Annotated in this window: 13 protein-coding genes, 1 tRNA gene and 1 pseudogene; 1 reads left to right on the top strand and 14 read right to left on the bottom strand. The window is 63.7% G+C overall.

Annotation, left to right across the window (positions count from 1 at the left end; translation table 11 throughout):
* Positions 1-3 precede the first annotated feature (3 nt).
* Entirely contained in the window at positions 4-960 is a 957-nt protein-coding gene (gene lipA / locus FOM02_RS27030; RefSeq protein WP_027558031.1) for a lipoyl synthase, read from the bottom strand.
* A gap of 130 nt (positions 961-1,090) precedes the next feature.
* On the opposite strand from lipA, the gene FOM02_RS27025 reads away from it, so the two are divergent.
* On the top strand, positions 1,091-1,693 hold the full coding sequence (locus tag FOM02_RS27025) for a DNA-3-methyladenine glycosylase (protein ID WP_027558030.1): 603 nt from the start codon (positions 1,091-1,093) through the stop codon (positions 1,691-1,693).
* A gap of 57 nt (positions 1,694-1,750) precedes the next feature.
* Here FOM02_RS27025 and FOM02_RS27020 read toward each other — a convergent pair whose 3' ends face one another.
* The 13 genes and pseudogenes from FOM02_RS27020 to FOM02_RS26960 form a co-directional block, all read right to left on the bottom strand.
* The gene (locus FOM02_RS27020) at positions 1,751-4,627 is read right to left on the bottom strand and encodes a valine--tRNA ligase (RefSeq protein WP_027558029.1); all 2,877 of its coding nucleotides are present in this window, start codon (positions 4,625-4,627) and stop codon (positions 1,751-1,753) included.
* 196 nt (positions 4,628-4,823) lie between these two features.
* Positions 4,824-5,102: pseudogene (locus FOM02_RS27015) on the bottom strand (DUF2497 domain-containing protein); the annotation flags it as partial.
* Between the two features lie 302 nt (positions 5,103-5,404).
* The gene (locus FOM02_RS27010; RefSeq protein ID WP_027558027.1) at positions 5,405-6,796 is read right to left on the bottom strand and encodes a TolC family outer membrane protein; all 1,392 of its coding nucleotides are present in this window, start codon (positions 6,794-6,796) and stop codon (positions 5,405-5,407) included.
* A gap of 205 nt (positions 6,797-7,001) precedes the next feature.
* Positions 7,002-7,658: a protein-L-isoaspartate O-methyltransferase family protein gene (locus FOM02_RS27005; RefSeq protein ID WP_027558026.1), complete on the bottom strand. Its 657-nt coding sequence runs from the start codon at positions 7,656-7,658 to the stop codon at positions 7,002-7,004.
* A gap of 138 nt (positions 7,659-7,796) precedes the next feature.
* On the bottom strand, positions 7,797-7,976 hold the full coding sequence (locus FOM02_RS27000) for a hypothetical protein (protein ID WP_027558025.1): 180 nt from the start codon (positions 7,974-7,976) through the stop codon (positions 7,797-7,799).
* A 209-nt stretch (positions 7,977-8,185) separates the two neighbouring features.
* A tRNA-Asn gene (locus FOM02_RS26995) sits at positions 8,186-8,260 on the bottom strand.
* 133 nt (positions 8,261-8,393) lie between these two features.
* Positions 8,394-8,762: a hypothetical protein gene (locus FOM02_RS26990; RefSeq protein WP_027558024.1), complete on the bottom strand. Its 369-nt coding sequence runs from the start codon at positions 8,760-8,762 to the stop codon at positions 8,394-8,396.
* Positions 8,763-8,969: 207 nt separating this feature from the next.
* The gene (locus tag FOM02_RS26985) at positions 8,970-10,670 is read right to left on the bottom strand and encodes a flotillin family protein (protein WP_027558023.1); all 1,701 of its coding nucleotides are present in this window, start codon (positions 10,668-10,670) and stop codon (positions 8,970-8,972) included.
* A 31-nt stretch (positions 10,671-10,701) separates the two neighbouring features.
* On the bottom strand, positions 10,702-11,367 hold the full coding sequence (locus FOM02_RS26980; RefSeq protein ID WP_027558022.1) for an OB-fold-containig protein: 666 nt from the start codon (positions 11,365-11,367) through the stop codon (positions 10,702-10,704).
* Between the two features lie 10 nt (positions 11,368-11,377).
* The gene (locus FOM02_RS26975; RefSeq protein WP_027558021.1) at positions 11,378-12,541 is read right to left on the bottom strand and encodes a PspA/IM30 family protein; all 1,164 of its coding nucleotides are present in this window, start codon (positions 12,539-12,541) and stop codon (positions 11,378-11,380) included.
* A 339-nt stretch (positions 12,542-12,880) separates the two neighbouring features.
* Entirely contained in the window at positions 12,881-14,536 is a 1,656-nt protein-coding gene (locus FOM02_RS26970) for an OFA family MFS transporter (RefSeq protein ID WP_027558020.1), read from the bottom strand.
* A 604-nt stretch (positions 14,537-15,140) separates the two neighbouring features.
* Positions 15,141-16,742: an ABC transporter substrate-binding protein gene (locus FOM02_RS26965; protein WP_231164021.1), complete on the bottom strand. Its 1,602-nt coding sequence runs from the start codon at positions 16,740-16,742 to the stop codon at positions 15,141-15,143.
* Between the two features lie 29 nt (positions 16,743-16,771).
* The gene (locus FOM02_RS26960; protein ID WP_141263135.1) at positions 16,772-17,059 is read right to left on the bottom strand and encodes a hypothetical protein; all 288 of its coding nucleotides are present in this window, start codon (positions 17,057-17,059) and stop codon (positions 16,772-16,774) included.
* Between the last annotated feature and the right edge of the window lie 356 nt (positions 17,060-17,415).

Genomic DNA, 17,415 nt, shown 5'->3' with positions numbered 1-17,415 from the left:
GGTTCAGCGGGCGCTAGCTGCCCGTGCGGCCTTCAGTTTCGCAAAGTCCTCGCCGGCGTGATGGGACGAGCGGGTGAGCGGGCTCGCCGACACCATCAGGAAGCCTTTGGTGTAGGCGACCTTCTCGTAGGACGCGAACTCATCCGGCGGCACGTAGCGCATCACGGCATGGTGCTTGCGGGTCGGCTGAAGATATTGCCCGATGGTCAGGAAGTCGACGTCGGCGGAACGCAGATCGTCCATCACCTGCTGCACCTCGTGGCGCTCCTCGCCAAGGCCGACCATGATGCCTGACTTGGTGAAGATGGTGGGATCGAGCTCCTTGACCCGCTGCAGCAGCCGGATCGAGTGGAAATAGCGCGCGCCCGGGCGCACCGTGAGATAGCGCGACGGCACGGTCTCGAGATTGTGGTTGAACACGTCGGGCTTCGCCGCGACGACCACCTCCAGCGCGCCCTCCTTGCGCAGGAAATCCGGCGTCAGGATCTCGATCGTGGTCGAGGGGCACGCGGCGCGAATCGCGCCGATGGTCTGGGCGAAGTGCTCGGCGCCGCCGTCCGCGAGATCATCGCGGTCGACCGAGGTGATGACGACGTGGGCGAGGCCCAGCTTGGCGACGGCCTCGGCAACGTTCTGCGGCTCGGCCGCATCCAGCGCGTTGGGCAGGCCGGTCTTGACGTTGCAGAAGGCGCAGGCCCGGGTGCAGGTGTCACCCATGATCATGAAGGTCGCGTGCTTCTTGTCCCAGCACTCGCCGATATTCGGGCAGCCCGCCTCCTCGCACACCGTGTGCAGGCCGTTGGCGCGCACGATGTTGCGGGTGTCGGCATAGCCGCGGGTGTTGGGCGCGCGCACGCGGATCCAGTCCGGCTTCGGCGGCGAAGCGGAATCAGGGCGATTCACCTTTTCGGGGTGACGTGGGCGCAACGGGTTCGAGATAGTGTCGACAATAACGACCATGGGCTGTCCGGTCTGTTCAGGTCCTACCTAGTCGGTCTGGCTGCCTGCCGCAACCCGGCTCGCCCTGCTTCAGGGAACATGGCAGATATGGGCAATATCCTGCTCTGTTCTCTGGCGATTCTCACCTCGAATGGCTCCAGTCTCGAAGACCTCTACCCCACGGCTCGGCAAAGCCCTGAAGCGGACCTTTTTCGACCGCGACGTGCGCGAGGTCGCGCCCGACCTGATCGGCGCGACCATGCTGGTCGACGGCGTCGGCGGCATCATCGTCGAGGTCGAGGCCTATCATCATACCGAGCCGGCGGCGCATTCCTACAACGGCCCAACGCCGCGGAACCAAATCATGTTCGGCCCGCCCGGCTTTGCCTATGTCTACCGCTCCTACGGCATCCATTGGTGCGTCAATTTCGTCTGCGAGGAGGAAGGCTCGGCCAGCGCCGTACTGATCCGCGCGCTGGAGCCGACCCATGGCCTCGCCGCGATGCGCCGCCGCCGCCATCTCCAGGACGTCCACGCACTGTGCTCGGGCCCCGGCAAGCTGACCGAGGCGCTCGGCATCACCATCGCGCACAACACCCTGCCGCTGGACCGCCCGCCGATCGCGCTGCATGCGCGGACGGAGGACGTGGAGGTCGCCGCCGGCATCCGGATCGGCATCACCAAGGCGGTCGAGCTGCCCTGGCGCTATGGCATCAGGGGCTCGAAGTTCTTGAGCAAGCCGTTTCCGAAGTGAAGGTCATTCTGGGATTCCGGGTTCGGCTCGTCGAGCCGCCCCGGAATGACGTACGTCTCACGTCGCCTGCTTCAGCCGCTCCAGCGCCTCGAGCAGCTTGGCCTTGCGGGCCAGCGCCGCCTCGCGCTTTTCGCGCTCCTCCTCGACGACCTCCTCGGCCGCGTTGGCGACGAACTTCTCGTTCGCCAGCTTCGACTCGGCGCGCTTGATGTCGGCGTCGGCCTTGCCGATCTCCTTGTCGAGGCGCGTGCGCTCGGCGGCGACATCGATGACGCCCTTCAGAGGCAGGGCGGCCACTTCGCCGCGAACGAGGAGCTGAACCGCGCCATCAGGCGCGCGGTCGGCGAAGGAGATGTCCGACAGGCGTGCCATGCGCTTGATGACGTCGGTCCAGCGCGGCGCGCGTTCCCTGGTCTCGGCCGAGGCGCCCGCGAGCACGAGCGCAGTCAGCGTTGCCGGCGGGATGTTCATCTCGGCACGCACCGAGCGGATCTGCGTGACGAGATCGATCACCCAGCCGATCTCCGCTTCCGCCTTGGGATCGGTGAAGTCGGCATGGTCGAAGATCGGCATGACCAGGGCCGGCGAGATCAGTGGATCGGTAGGACCTGCCGCAGCCGCAAGCATCGCGAGCTGCTCCGGTGTCGGTCCGGTCGGCTTCAGTGGCCATGCGGCCAGCGCCAGCAGGCTCTCGCGCTTGGCCGTCACCTCCCACAGTTCTTCGGTAATGAAGGGCATGAAGGGATGCAGCAGCTTCAGGATCTCGTCGCGCGCCCAGGCGACCATGGCGCGGGTCTCGTCCTTGGCGGGGCTGTCGGGGCCGAGCAACACGGGCTTGGCGAGCTCGACATACCAGTCGCAATAGACGTTCCAGACGAAGCGATAGATGCTGCCTGCGGCATCGTTGAAGCGGTAGGCTTCGATCGCCTCGGTCACCTCGCGCGTGGTGTGCGCGCTCTCATGCGCGATCCAGCGGTTCAGTGTCTCCTTGGCCTTGGCCGGCTCGAAACCTTCGGGCACGGCGCAATGGTTCATCTCCGCGAAGCGGGATGCATTCCAGAGCTTGGTCGCGAAATTTCGGTAGCCCTCGACACGGCTGGTGGCGAGCTTGATGTCGCGTCCCTGTGCCGCCATCGCGGCCAGCGTGAAGCGCAGCGCGTCGGCGCCGTATTCGTCGATCAGGTTGAGCGGGTCGATGACGTTGCCCTTCGACTTCGACATCTTGGCGCCCTTCTCGTCGCGGACGAGGGCGTGGATGTAGATCGTCGAGAACGGCACCTCCTTCATAAAGTGCAGGCCCATCATCATCATGCGGGCGACCCAGAAGAAGATGATGTCGAAGCCGGTGACGAGCGCATTGGTCGGGTAGTAGCGCTTCACCTCCGGCGCATCGTCGGGCCAGCCGAGCGTCGAGAACGGCCACAGCGCCGAGGAGAACCAGGTGTCGAGCACGTCCTCGTCGCGCGTGATGAATCCCTCGCGCTTGTTGCGATCGAGCGCCATCTCGCGGCCCTGCTCGGCCGTGATGACCTCCTGCTCGACGTAATAGCCGAGCGCGTGGCTGACTGCCTCCTCCTCGGTCTCGGCGACGAACACCTTGCCGTCGGGACCGTACCAGGCCGGGATCTGATGGCCCCACCAGAGCTGGCGCGAGATGCACCAGGGCTGGATGTTCTCCATCCACTCGAAATAGGTCTTTTCCCAGTTCTTCGGCACGAAGGTCGTCTCGCCCGAGCGGACAGCCGCCATCGCGGGCTTCGCCAACGTCTTGGCGTCGACGTACCACTGGTCGGTCAGATACGGCTCGATCACGCTGTTCGAGCGGTCGCCATGTGGCACCATGTGGGTGTGCGGTTCGATCCGCTCGACGAAGCCGAACGATTCCAGTCGCTCGACGATGCGCTTGCGCGCGGCGAAACGGTCGACCTTGTTGAACTCCTCGGCGAATTGCGTAGCGCCTTCCGGCAGGCCCTTCAGATAATCCTCATTGTCGAGGAGATCGAGGCAGCCTTCCTTGTCGAGCACGCTGATGCGGCGCAGGCCGTGGCGGTTGCCGACCTCGAAGTCGTTGAAGTCGTGCGCCGGTGTCACCTTCACCGCGCCCGAGCCCTTTTCCGGATCGGAATACTCGTCGGCGACGATCTTGATCTTGCGCCCGACCAGCGGCAGGACGACGTTCTTGCCGACCAGCTTCTGGTAGCGCTCATCCTCGGGATGCACGGCCACGCCGGTGTCGCCGAGCATGGTCTCGGGCCGCGTGGTGGCGACGACGATGAAGCTCGAGGGATCCTCCGGGCTGAACGTCTTGCCCTCGATCGGATAGCGCAGATACCAGAGGTGGCCCTTCACCTCGGTCTGCTGCACTTCGAGATCGGAGATCGCGGTCAGCAGCTTGGTGTCCCAGTTCACCAGCCGCTTGTCCTTGTAGATCAGCCCCTCGCGGTGCAATTCGACGAACACCTTGATGACGGCCTTCGACAGGCCCTCGTCCATGGTGAAGCGCTCGCGCGACCAGTCGCAGGAGGCGCCGAGCCGCTTAAGCTGGTTGATGATGGTGTCGCCGCTCTCGGCCTTCCACTGCCAGACCCGCTCCAGGAACTTCTCGCGGCCCATCTCCCGGCGGCCGGGCTGCTGGCGCTCCATCAGCTGCCGCTCGACCACCATCTGGGTGGCGATGCCGGCATGGTCGGTGCCGGGCTGCCACAGCACGTCGCGGCCGCGCATGCGCTCGAACCGGCACAGGATGTCCTGGAGCGTGTTGTTGAGGGCATGGCCCATATGCAGCGAGCCCGTCACGTTCGGTGGCGGGATCACGATGGTGAAGGGCACGGCGTCGCGGCGGTCGGGACGGCCGGCCTTGAAGGCACGGCTGTCCTCCCACACCACGGACATGCGGGCTTCGATATCGGCGGGCTGGTAATTTTTCTCGATCATGGGGCTGCTAGAAAGCCGCGCGCGGGGGCCAAGTCAACGAAAACAAGGCCAACGAAAACAAGGTCAACGAAAACAAGTCCAGGGAAGGCCGGGCGGCAACGGGGCTTCCCGCCCCCTCGGCAGGCCGAACATGGCGCACAAGCGGGGCTTTATGAGGGCTGCGGGCCGGCTGCTAGCGGCCGCCGCGCGAGACCCGCTCGATTTCGGCCTTCACGATGCGTTCCACCAGGCCCGGCAAATTGTCATCGAGCCAGGATTTCACGGGTTTCTCGGCTGCAGGTTTTGCAGGCGCGACCTTCGATGGCGGAATGTCGTTCATCGCCTGCGGCTTCGGCGGCGCGGCGGGCGCTGCGGCCTTCTCGGGCTTTGCAGCTTCTGCGGGCGGCGGCTTCGCCTCATCGTCGGCAATGATGCGCCGGATCGAGGCCAGAATCTCCTCCATCGAGGGTTCTGTGACCTTTGCAGGCTGCGTCATCTCCGACTCCACATCATCAACGCCCTCGCATGCGTTGTTTTACACCAAGCACGACAGGATTGGCCGGTTCCGGACGGACGCCCCGACATTTTCGTCGCGAGAGCCCGACTTGTCCCCAGTTCACGGCTCAACGTGCGACGGTGCGCCCCTGCCCTCGGCACTCAAGCTTTACGCACACGACATCGGTGCGGGGCGAATCGACCCGCATCTTCTTGGCAAGGCTATGTCAGGGATTTTGATGATTGCAAGCAAAGCGCCGGTCGGCCTCAACTGTTTGCGAGGCGACCGGATGCTTACGGGACTTAGCGTCCGTCAGGCGTGCGCACCCCGGCCCAGCTGTCGCGGACCTGCTGGTAGTGAACGCTCGCATCATAGACCGTGGTCGAAAGGCCGAGAACCTGCGGCGCCAGACGGCCGACGGAATTGAGCACCGAATAGGACGCCACGACGCGGTCGTGCTGAGCCGTGACGAGCGCAACGCGCGCGTTCACCAGCGCTTGTTGCGCGTTCAGCACGTCGAGCGTGGTGCGCTGTCCCGCCTTTGCTTCTTCGCGCACACCGTTCAGCGCGATCTCGGAGGCCGTGACCTGCGCCTGCGCGGACTTCACCTGCGCCTTGCCGGCTTCCAGCTGGCCCCAGGCCTGCACGACGTTGGCGCGGGTCTGATCGCGGGTGGTCTCGAGATTCAGGCGCTGCTGCGCCAGATTTTCTTTCGACTGGCGGATCAGCGAATATTCCGCGCCGCCCTGGTAGATCGGCACGGAGGCGGTCGCGATGGCGGAAGCCGTATTGGTCCGGAAGACGGTCAGGCTCTGCTGGTAGGCCGTGCTGACGGCGGCCTGGAGCGTGACCGTGGGCAGCAGCGCGCCTTCGTTGATCTTGACCTGGAGATAGTTGACGTCGATGCCGTACATCGCGGCCGTGACGTTGGGGTTCTCCACCAGGCTGAGATTGACCGCCGAGGCGATCGTCGACGGCAGGAAACGATCGACCGGGGAGCCCGGGGCAAGGTTCGTCGGTTCGTTTCCGATGATGCGGCGGAAGTTCGCGCGCGTCGTCGTGAGATTCGATTCGGCGGTCAGGGCCTGGGTCCTGCCGGCTGCCAGCTGCGCTTCGGATTGCGCGACGTCGGTGCGCGTGACCTCGCCGACGTTGAAGCGATCGCGCGTTTGCTTGAGCGTCTGTTCGAGCACGCGCACGTTGCTGCGCTGAACCTCGAGCGTTGCCGCATCACGCAGATAGTCCATGTAGGTCGTGGCGGCCTGCAGCAGGACCGACTGCTCGAGCACGCGCAATGCCTCGCGCGATCCCGAGACCTGGCTCTCCGCCGCGCGCGTCCTGTTGGCGGTCTGATTGCCGTTGTAGAGCGTCTGGTTGACGGTCAGGCTGGCGCTGTTCGGTTGAAGGGGCGGATCGCTGTGGATCCCCGGGCCCCTCTGCACTTGTTGGATATCCTGATACTGATAACCGGTGCTGAGGCTGACCCCGACCCTGGGGCGATAACCCGACAAGGCCTGCGGCACGTTTTCGTCGGTCGAGCGCACCTGGGCGCGTTGTGCGTTGAGCTGCGGATTGTTCTGATAGGCGCGCACCAAGGCGGCCTCGATCGTGTCCGCCAAGGCAGGCGCCGGCCCTGCAAGCGCCAGCAGCAGGACCGAAACCGCAGCTCCGGTGAAGAGCTTCACCCCATGCATCCCAAAAATTCCGTTCATCTTAACGCCCGACTCGTGCCCGCGAGCTGGGTGACGTCTACCGAGTGGAGTCGTTGCCCCGTCGCAACATAGGACGCGGATTTGCGCAACGGAACTACCTGAAGGCAGTTCCCGGTGGAAACTCTTCACGTGCAGCATCCCGGCCACACTTCTGATTCAGAATGGTATTTTAACGGGCTTTGGGCGGTCAGAAGACGAAGCTGGCGGCCCGTTCCAGCCCGGGAAGCACCGGGGCTGCGGCATCGAACAGCGCCCGATGGCCGAATTCGCCGTGGGTATGGGTCACGATCATGGCCCGCGGCGGCCTGGACTGGGCCGAAACGCCGAGTAGACGCCCGCCCTCCTTCAGCTGCCCGAGCAGCCCTTCCGGGATCACTTCGGTGGCGCCATTGAGGATGATGACGTCATAGGGAGCGGCAGACGCATCACCTTCGGTGCAGGCCGCAGCCTTGCAGGTGACATTGGCCATGCCGGCCAGGGCGTCCTTGGCCTTCGCGGCCAGGGCCGAATCGCATTCCGTCGCAGTGACCTGGCGGGCAAGCTTTGCGGCCAGCGCGGCGAGGTATCCCGTGGCGCAGCCGACGACCAGCACGTTGTCGTCCTCGCCGATCTCGGCGGCCTGGAGCAGCTTGCCGGTCAGCGCCGGCTTGATCAGGAAGCGCTTGGCGCCACCCTCGCTCACGTCGAGATCGAGGTCGAGATAGGCCAACGCCTGCCGCACCGCCGGCACGAACGCCTCGCGCGGAACCGTGAGCATGGCGTCGAGGACGCGGCGATCGGTGACGTCATTGGTGCGCACCTGGCCATCGACCATTTTGAGGCGCGCGGTCGAGAAACCGGACATTTGCGGACCCTGCAATGCGGACGATGCCGCGGACGGAAGTTGGCGGCATCTTTGGAACAGGCTCCGCGAAAACGCAACACGTCCGTGCGCCCGGGCAAAGCCGGAGCTGCGCCGGTCACGGCTTGAGCAGACGCTGGACTATTCGATCGTGACCGCGAGCCGGCCGATAAGGGCTGCGACCTCGTCGAGCCGGGTCGAATCGGGCGTCTCGACTGCACGCGCCAGGCGGGCGAGGCATTCATCGTCGCTGAGCTCTGGAAGGTCGGCCGGCAGAATCGAGGGGGCCATGTGGGCACGGTCGATCTGGATGTCGGGCATGGGAATCAGCTCCGTAAGAGTCCGGCCCACGGAAACTCGATTCGAATTAAGTCGATTTGGCGCCGCCCCCGTGGCGCGACGGCGAGCGCTCACACAAAAGCTTGAGCGATTCTACGCTGGATCGAGGCGATCGCTGCTGGACAGCACTTGAGCAATGTTGCTCACCGCATCAGGATGCGGATGTAAATCATTGCAAATGCGATGAAATTTGGCTCCCCGGGCTGGATTCGAACCAGCGACCATCCGATTAACAGTCGGATGCTCTACCGCTGAGCTACCGAGGAAAAGGGCGAACCAGTCGTTCGCGCGGGGTGCGTATAACAAAGCCGCTTGCGCTTGCAAAGGACGAATTCGTCATCATCCGCAACGCGCCTGAGGAAGGGCCGCCGGGCGGCCCCTCCTCCGCGGCATGTCAGGTTACTCGGCGACGAACGAGGTCGTCTTGGTGCCGGGGTCGTAGCGCAGCCGCAGCGCGGTGAACTTGCAGAGGTTGACGTTCTTCCACAGCACCGACTCGTCATAATTCTGCCAGTCGACGCGGATGTTCCAGACACATCCCTCATCATCGTCGTCGAACTCGACATAGGTGCTCGCCTGGTTCTGCAAAACCTTGTCGAGCTCGTTGTCCCATTCGTCGAGGCCATCGTCCGGCGCATTGAAGCCCAGGAATTTGATGGCATAGCCGGTCTCGTTGACGACAGTGACGTTGCGGGCGTCGGCCGCGAAGGCCGTCGTGGTGGCAAGCATAAGGCCGGCGGCGATCAGTCCAGACAGAAAATACTTCATATGAAATCCCCCGATCGAAAAAGGCTCCAGTGCCTACGTCGATCGGCGCAGGCGCCACGGCAACCAATGGCGTTGCCTCAAGAAATCGTCCGGAGTGCGATCGAAAGGTTCAACACGCGATCGATCCGCACTCCGGCACGTTGCGCGACGCGAGACGCGCAAGGGGGTTCATATCTTTTGGAATTCTCCGCAGCAATGAATGGGCATTCATAGATCGGCGTTGTTTGTTTGCTCCGGTGCAGGCGCCGGCACCGCGGCGCCGTTGCTCTTTCCGGTGACCGCGCCGACCAGCGCTTTCACGGGATCGTCGCCCGGCGCAAAGCCGCTCTGGCGCAGGATCTCGTCGATCATCGGACGCAGCGCGTGCACCTTGAGCAGCTCGCCGGCAAGCCCCTCGCCGAAGCCGACGCTGCCGCCGCCTACGCCGCTGCCATTGCCGCCGAAGGCACCGCCGGTATGCAGGATGCGGACGTCCTTGAGGTTGGCGATCGGCTTCACCATCTCGGCCAGCGCCGACGGCATGGTCTCGATCCGCTTCTTGGCGATCTCGAAATCGATGACATTGCTGCCGAGCTTGTTCTGCGCCTCGTTCTTCATGGTGATGACGGCGGCCTCGGCCTCGCCGATGTTGCGGACGCCGACCGCCTTGATCTTGTTGGACTCGGCTTCCGCCGTCGCCAGCGTCTTGACGGCCTCGGCACGGTCGAGCGAGGCCTTCTTCTCGGCTTCAGCCGCGACGATCAGTTCGGTCGACTTGCGCTCGGCCTCGGTGCGGGCGGCCAGCACCTGCGTCAGACGGGCGCGATCGGCGACCTCGACGGCGCGCGCGGTCACGACTTTTTCCTCAGCCGAGACGGCCAACGCTTCGGCCGCCTTGGCTTCTGCCACGGCTTCCGAGGTCTGCTTGCTCTTGGACGCGATCTGGATCTCGTTCTCCTGCGTTGCGATCTGGATCTCGCGCTGGGCATCGGTTTTGCGCTTGTTGATGGCGAGATCGGACTCGATCACGGCGGTTTCCTTGACCTGCTTGGCGCCCGCCTCCTTCTCGGCAACCGCCCGGTCGGTATCGATGCGGGCATTCTCCTCGGTCAGGCGCGCGGTCTGAGTTGCGGTCGCGACCTCGGCGCGGGTGCTCGCGGTCTTGTTGGCGATGTCGCGCTCCTGCGACAGCTCGGCCTCCTTCTTGGTCCGCTCGATGCCGAGCGTCTGCTGCCGCGCCTCGAGATCCTTCTGTGCGATCGCCACCTCGTTGTCGCGGACGATGGCGTTACGGTCGCGGCGGCGGGTCTCGGTGATGGTCTTGAGCTGGGTCAGGCCTTCGGCGTCGAAGAAGTTTTCCGGGTTGAAGAACTTGACGTCGGTCTGGTCGAGCTTGGTGAGTGAGACCGACTCCAACTCGAGGCCGTTCGATTTCACGTCGGACTCCACGGTCGCCTGCACGTGCTTGACGAAATCCGAGCGCTTTTCCTGGAGCTCAAGGATGGTCATGGTCGCTGCCACCGACCTCAGACCGTCGACGAATTTTGCCTCGACCTGGTTGCGCAGCGCCTCGGCGTCGTTGGTCAGTGCGCCCAACGTCTGGCTCGCGAGCGCAATGCTCTCGTCGTCGGGACGGACGCGGACGTAGAATTCGGCGACGATGTCGACGCGCAGGCGGTCCTTGGTGATCAGGGACTCCCGCTCCTTGCGTTCGACGGTGAGCCGCAGCGTCTTGAGGTTGACGCTGGCATAGGAGTGGAAGATCGGCAGGATCATGGCGCCGCCGTCGAGCACGACCTTCTTGCCGCCGAGGCCGGTGCGCACGAACGCCTCGTCGCGGGTGGCGCGTTTGTAGAGGATGGTGAAGACGATCCCGAGGACGACGATCAGCGCGACGCCGATCATGGCCGGGACTGCGATGTCGAACATGACTTGCTCCAATAAATGACTTGCTGGGTGCTTAGAGATGGCTTGTTAGAGTCGGCTTGGACGGCTTGAGTTCATCCTCGGCCCTGACCGCCACGAAGCGGGTGTCGTCGCGATCGACCAGCAGGACCATGGTTCCCTGCGGCAATGGTCCCGACGCGGGCGCCGCAACCGCCCAGACGAAATGCCTGTTGCCGTGGATGTCGGCGACGCTGACGCGGCCGGGCGGTCCCTGGTCGAGCGGACCGATGACGACCTCGCCGACGCGGCCGACGAGATCGCCGAGGCCGACGGCATAGCTTTCATCCTTGGGAATGAGGCGCGCGATGGCACCGCTGGCGGCGCGGACCAGCGGCACCGACACCACAACGGCCCCGGCTGACGCGACCGTCGCCGGCAAGGGACCGGCGACCATCCGCGCGATGTCCTGGATCAGGAATCCAGTGATGGAGAAGGCGCCGAGGGCCAGCAGCAGGAAGATCAGCAGCGGCACGCCACCGACATTGACCCAGGAGATGGCGTTGATGACGCCATTATCGCTGGGGTGACTGAAATCGATGCTGGTGCCGAGCATCTCGCTCAGCGAGGCTCCGACCAGCATCGAGACCACTTCGATCGAGCCGACGATGAGGATCATGGCCGCCGCAACCGCGAACGGCCTGACCTCCGGCGCCATGACGTGTTCGAGCAGTGCGCTCATGACACGGCACTCAGGAGCGCGACTTCAGCCGCGCCAGCCTCGCTGCAATTTCCTTGTCGCGATGGAGCGCACTGAGCTCGTCGATGTCGCTCGAATAGGGGATGCTGGCGGGCACGCCGGTGGCCCGCGCCACCGCCCTGCCCGCGCGCAGCGCCTTCGCCGCCGCGGAAGCGCCACCGGATTTGCGCGGCGACGCCGAAGCCTGGTGGCTGGCGTGAGCCTCGCTCTTTTCGAGATCGACGCGGCGCTGCTCGGCATCTTGCAGCGCCGACAGCACTGCGCGGAGCGAGGTGACACATTGCTCGATCTTCTCGTTGTTCTCGTCGATGGCGCGGGAGAGCACCTCGAACTGCGCCTCCAGATCCATCTGCCGCGCGATGCCGGCACGGGCGAGATCGTCGCGATTATCGGCGATCGCGCCCTCGATCTTGGCGGCGAGATCGGTCATCTCGCGCTCGATCTCGGTGCGGCGCGCGTTGAGGCGATATTCCTCGGCGCGTGCGGAGGCGAGCGCATCGCGCGCCTCGCTCTCGGCGCGCTCGATCTCGCGGATGGCCTGTCCGACCACCTTGATCTTGTTCTTGCCTTCCGCCTGCTCGATCGCGTCGTAAGCGATCCCGGCGATCAAGCGCCCGACCCGGGACAGGAAGTTGTCGGGGGCGGCAGCGATGGTATCCATAGCGTTCTCCTCCTCTGGCAGACTGTTCGGCGTGACGCCGTAGTGAACTTCGAAACCGTCGTCGGTGCGGATCAGGTGCGCGGGCACGCTCTGCCCCCAACCCTCGGCATAGCCGGCATAGTCGAAGGGCACGCTGAAGCGTCCCTGCACGGTCGCAATCGAGATGGTCGCCGGGCCCTTGATCTTGGCGAGCTTGTCGTCGAGCGGCAGGCGGCGGCCGGCCGCGGCGCGATAATCGGCGCGGTCGCGCAGGCCGAGCGTCACCAGCCGCGAGGGCAGCGCGGTCTCTTTGCGGATCGGCTCATAGGCATGGGCGTGCAGCAGCACGACGTTGGAGCCGACATTATGGGTCCGGGCGACCTCGTCCAGGATCTCCATCATGCGGTCGTAGGCCTGGAATGTCGCCTCCATGGCGGCCCTGGCGGCCGGGTCAGGGGCAAGCCTGTAACGAAGCGCAGACGGCGCGTTTCGGGGCGACGGGCTCATGGAAAGCACTAAAGCACCATTTTGGTGCTTTAGGAAGAGGAAGGTCAATCACGTTCCGCTGATCCTGATGCACTCTACCGTTAGTCGCGGTGGCTAGGGCCGACGTTCAAGGCCGCTCTCTGTTTGCAAAGGTCCCGTGTCCCGGCTTAGCGCAGCAACGCTTGTTGCGTTGCTGCGCTAAGCCGGGACCCACGCCGCGGCCACCGCTCTGAGACGTGTGGACTCCGGTAAGTCTGTCGATCGGGGTGGGCTTGGGGCACCTGGCAAGCGAGTTACCCTCGGTGGTGGTGGCTGGAAAAGGCCGTGCGGCTTTCCAATGAGTATGGCCGCACGGCCTGGAAGCGGTGATCAGAAGATCTTGGCCGCGCTCTGTAGCGTGACCCAGACGCCCCAGACTAGCGGGATGCCGACAAAAGCCCAGAACAGGACCGCCTTCAGGTCTAGTCCGCCAAGCCCGATTCCAAACGAGCCGGAAGGTCCCGATGCGCTCGCGCTTGCTGCGGCCGCCTGCACGTTTGCGACGCCCGTCTCGCGCATGTGCCACTTTGGGTTGACCGGCCTGATCAGGTAATTGCAGATCAAACCTGCGAACAGCATCGCACACAGAATATACATCGTGGTGTTGTAGAGCTGGTCGGACTTGACGCCAGCCGCCAGCTGGAATTCGCGGATATAGTTCACCACGACCGGGCCGATAATTCCCGCCGTCGACCATGCAGTCAGCAGACGGCCGTGGATTGCACCGACGTATTGGGTACCAAACATGTCGGCAAGATAGGCCGGAACGGTCGCAAATCCACCGCCATACATCGACAGGATGATGCCGAAGCCGAGGACGAACAGCAGCTTCGAACCCATCGCCGCGAACGTCGGCGCCAGCGCATAGAGAACGATACCGAGGATGAAGAACGTGTAATAGGTGTTCTTGCGGCCGATCTTGTCGGACAGGGACGCCCAGAAGAAGCGACCGCCGATGTTGAAGAGCGACAGCAGACCAGTGAAGCCGGCCGCGATACCCGCGATCGTCGCTTTCTGGGCGACGGTCAGTTGATTGAAGCCGACATCCGGCAATCCAATCAGCTTGCCCGCGAAGATTTCCTGGAGCATTGGCGAAGCCATCCCGATCACGCCAATACCCGCCGAAACGTTCAGGCAGAGCACCCACCAGATCAGCCAGAACTGGGGAGTCTTGTGCGCGTCCTTGAGGTGTACGTTATACTTCGAGATCATCGTGTTGGTCTCGGCCGGCGGCGCCCACCCCTCCGGACGCCAACCCGCCGGCGGCAAACGATAGCGAAAGGCGCCGATCAACATGAACACGAAATAGATGACGCCCATCGCAACGAAGGTCTCCCACACGCCGACCGAGGTCGGCGACCTGAAATAGTTCATCAGAAGGCTTGCCAGCGGCGCGCCGATCATGGCGCCACCACCGAAGCCCATGATCGCCATGCCGGTCGCCATGCCGCGTCGATCGGGAAACCATTTCACCAGCGTCGACACCGGCGAGATATAGCCGATGCCGAGACCAATGCCGCCGATGACACCCGAGCCCAGCCACAACAGCCAAAGCTGGTGCGTGTAGACGCCGATCGCCCCAAGGAAGAGGCCGCCGCACCAGCACAAGGCGGAGACGAGCCCGGCCTTGCGCGGCCCAACCCGCTCCAACCAGCCACCCCACACCGCTGCGGCGATGCCGAGAAGCACGAAGAACAGCGTGTACATCCAGCCGAGGCTCGCAACCCTCCAGTCACAGGTCGTTGTGAACAATTCCTGGACGAGCGTCATGTCGGGACAGGCCTTCGGTGCCGTCAGTCCAAGCGCGCGCGACAGCGGCAGCCAGAACACGCTGAAGCCGTAAGCCATGCCGATGCAAAGGTGAACACACAGCGCGGCTGGCGGGACCAGCCACCGATTGAAGCCCGCTCTCGCAATCGTGCGCTCCCTGTCGAGAATGCCGCCTCCGGAGCGAGGCATGGCTCCAGCGCTACTGATCGTCGTCATCGAGATTATTCCCCTGTAATTTCCAAATACCGGGCGGGTCTGCCGCCCACGATCCCTGCATTCAACTCGCAGTGCGAGCTTGATTGCAGCCGGCACACCATCGAGACGCGTAGGATCGTTAAGCGCATTCGACAGACCGCAACGGATATGCCCGGATGTGCAGGCTGCGGGTGCTTGGTCCTTCGAGTTCGCAGCGGGCGCCGCGAGGCACGACAGAACTCCGCAATTGCTTGCGGAGAAACCGATCGGCACTGGAATTCAATGTGTGTCGATACGATGGCGAATTTCGTTGAGGGCGGACAGGATCGAGGAGGAAATGAGACTCCCCTTCTGGTGTCATCGCCCCCGCGCGGCGCAAACCGGAGGAATCAGTCTGCTTTGTCCCGAGTCGCTCAAGTTGCGATCGGACACCGGTGCGAGGGTCGATGAGAAATCAATGCCACCGGCGAACGCAAGCGAGGTTGGTCTGATCGACGATCATGACTGGTGAGTGCTCGCCGTCGAACTGATCTCGTGGTTGAAGAGGGAATATGCCGAAGCCGTCGATTTGTCTCTGTGAGGCGGAGCATCGGACGGGTTGCAGCTGCATCCGGTGCTCCGATACTCACTCAAGCTCGAGGGACTTGTAGCGGCCGTTTTCGTCAATCGCCGTTCCCCAGATCTTGTGCGACGCCTGGTGTTCGGCACGGCTGAAATTGAGAGAAGTGCCGAGGCCCAGATCGAGATTGTGCGTATTCTCAAGAACGTCGATCAGTCTTTCAGTATCGAGCTGCGCGCCTGTCCGTTTGAGTGCCTGGATCAAGACGTTGGCGGCGATATAACCTTCAAGCGACACGTAGTCCGGCGCCTCTCCCGGAAAATATTTGGCGAGCGCATTTTTGTATTCGAGGACAGCGCTGGAATAGCCGCCAACCGCAGGCACCACCTGTGTCACGATGACGCCATTGGCGAAGCGCGGCCCAAGCAGCATCAATTCATCGGCAAGTGCGGTGCTGCCCACGAACGAGACGTTGGTGTAAATCATTGCAGGAAAAGCATCGCGCGTCTTCTCGATGAACTTGGCGGCGGCCCGGTAGGTTGCAACCATGACCACGGCTTTGATCGTGCCCTTTTGCGCCTTCAGCTGATTGACCGCGTCGTCGACGTCCACCGTATTCCGCTTGTAGTTGAGCCGGAGAATGGAGCTGTCGTTCAGGCCGAGCGAACGAAACGCCTTTGAGACGCCCGTAAATCCGGCATCACCATAGGAATCTTGCTGGGCGAATACGGCGATTTGTCGGGGCTGCAGCCGGCGCAGCTTTATCAAGTAGCGGACGGCGGCGTCGGTCTCCTCCGCGTAGCCCGCGCGATAGTTAAACACATACCGATCGGGAGGGTCGTTGCGCAGAACATTCGCCCCCGTGAACGCGCCGAAGAACAATGCCCGCCGCTCGAGCGCGTAGGGTACTGCGACGGCAGCGGTTGGCGTTCCCACATTTCCTATGAAGCCGAAGATCTGATCCTTTTCGTAGAGTTGCTTCATGGCATCCACAGTCCGCGTCGGCTCGTAGCCATCATCCGCCGAGACCAGCCGGAGCGACCGGCCCTCCACGCCGCCGGCATCGTTGGCCTGATTGAAAGCGGTATCGATCCCGAGTTTCATCTGCCGCCCGAGTTCCTTCGCCGGACCGGAGAACGGTGCCACCATCCCGAACCGGATTTCGTTCGCGGTCACTCCGCGCGCGGAGGAGGCGAGAGCCGCTCGCGGCAACGACGCCGTGGGCGCCGTCGCGGCAGTGACTGGCGCCGTCCCGATCGCGTCGATCAGTGATGCCGACTTCCCGGCAAGCGACTGTTCGAGATCGGCAAGCTGACGTTCCGCCGTTCTGCAATTGGTCCGGCCTGCGGTCAGAGCATTGCGGCCATCCGCGACATTGCGATCGAACAGCTGCGAGAGACCGTCGCGGTCGGTCTCGTTGGACGCGTTTGCCTTGATCACCGCCTGGAATTTGTCGACGATGAACTGGATCCGAGGGCGCGCGACGTCCGGGCACGCCAGCGCCGAACCAACGATCGGCCCCACGCGGCCCGCCAAGTCGCGCACGACATTCAAATTGTCGCCAGGCGCGGCGCCCGCGGCGGTCGTGAACAAAGCGCCAAGTGCAACCGCTATCCAGCGCAATCGCGAGTTCTGCACGATCGTCAAGCCATATCCGATATCGCGCATCGTCGCTGTCTCCGTATATGCCATTTCAATCATTGCGACGTCTCGGCGGAACCGGTCTTTTGGCGCCATTCCATGAATTGCTGAAGTAGCTGTTCGGACTGCTCGGGCGTAACGGTTTGGCCGGCGCTTTGCTGTGGCCGCGCGGTTTTCATCGACTGCACGGCCGCGGCGAAGGACGCGGCGATGGCGGACTCCTGTTGAGCCTCAACCTTCAGGGCAAAGAACAGCGCCGCGACCGCCGAGACGCCAACGGTCGCCACCACGAACAACGTCTTGCGCCCATTCCGAACGCGCCGCGGCGTCGAAGGCTTCTCCATGACCTCAGGCTCGAGTGGCCGACGCAACGATTGGTAGACTGCATTCTCGAGCGCCTCGACTGAAGCGCGCCGCTCAGCGGGGGCCTCGTCTGGTTCGAAGTGCAGGTCGTCAAGAGCGGATAGTGGCGACCGTGGCATCTCGCGAATTCGGCGGGGCGCATAGTAAAGTGGATCATGGGGGGTAGTTCGGTCTTGCTCACTCAAGGGACTCATACGCTAATCCTGTGATGCTCTGTTGTTGTGAATTGGCGCTTTTGCTGCCCTCGGAAAAGCTGAAAGCAAAGAGGGCGGCACACAGAAAATCTCTGTCGTCCCGGTCGAACCGCAACCATCGATTGGCAGAGAACTCAAGATGT

The sequence above is a fragment of the Bradyrhizobium sp. SEMIA genome, assembly GCF_014844175.1.
Taxonomy (GTDB): Bacteria; Pseudomonadota; Alphaproteobacteria; order Rhizobiales; family Xanthobacteraceae; genus Bradyrhizobium; species Bradyrhizobium arachidis.
Note: the sequence above shows the minus strand (reverse complement) of the source record. Positions and strands in the feature narration are given on the sequence as shown.

What these genes read in the sequence shown, in the direction of transcription:
- FOM02_RS26980 (WP_027558022.1), bottom strand. Translation starts at nt 11,367, where the DNA reads ATGAGCGCACTGCTCGAACACGTCATGGCGCCGGAGGTCAGGCCGTTC.
- FOM02_RS26960 (WP_141263135.1), bottom strand. Translation starts at nt 17,059, where the DNA reads ATGGAGAAGCCTTCGACGCCGCGGCGCGTTCGGAATGGGCGCAAGACG.
- FOM02_RS27000 (WP_027558025.1), bottom strand. Translation starts at nt 7,976, where the DNA reads ATGCCCGACATCCAGATCGACCGTGCCCACATGGCCCCCTCGATTCTG.
- FOM02_RS26970 (WP_027558020.1), bottom strand. Translation starts at nt 14,536, where the DNA reads ATGACGACGATCAGTAGCGCTGGAGCCATGCCTCGCTCCGGAGGCGGC.
- FOM02_RS27010 (WP_027558027.1), bottom strand. Translation starts at nt 6,796, where the DNA reads ATGCATGGGGTGAAGCTCTTCACCGGAGCTGCGGTTTCGGTCCTGCTG.
- FOM02_RS27025 (WP_027558030.1), top strand. Translation starts at nt 1,091, where the DNA reads ATGGCTCCAGTCTCGAAGACCTCTACCCCACGGCTCGGCAAAGCCCTG.
- FOM02_RS26965 (WP_231164021.1), bottom strand. Translation starts at nt 16,742, where the DNA reads ATGCGCGATATCGGATATGGCTTGACGATCGTGCAGAACTCGCGATTG.
- FOM02_RS27020 (WP_027558029.1), bottom strand. Translation starts at nt 4,627, where the DNA reads ATGATCGAGAAAAATTACCAGCCCGCCGATATCGAAGCCCGCATGTCC.
- FOM02_RS27005 (WP_027558026.1), bottom strand. Translation starts at nt 7,658, where the DNA reads ATGTCCGGTTTCTCGACCGCGCGCCTCAAAATGGTCGATGGCCAGGTG.
- FOM02_RS26990 (WP_027558024.1), bottom strand. Translation starts at nt 8,762, where the DNA reads ATGAAGTATTTTCTGTCTGGACTGATCGCCGCCGGCCTTATGCTTGCC.
- lipA (WP_027558031.1), bottom strand. Translation starts at nt 960, where the DNA reads ATGGTCGTTATTGTCGACACTATCTCGAACCCGTTGCGCCCACGTCAC.
- FOM02_RS26985 (WP_027558023.1), bottom strand. Translation starts at nt 10,670, where the DNA reads ATGTTCGACATCGCAGTCCCGGCCATGATCGGCGTCGCGCTGATCGTC.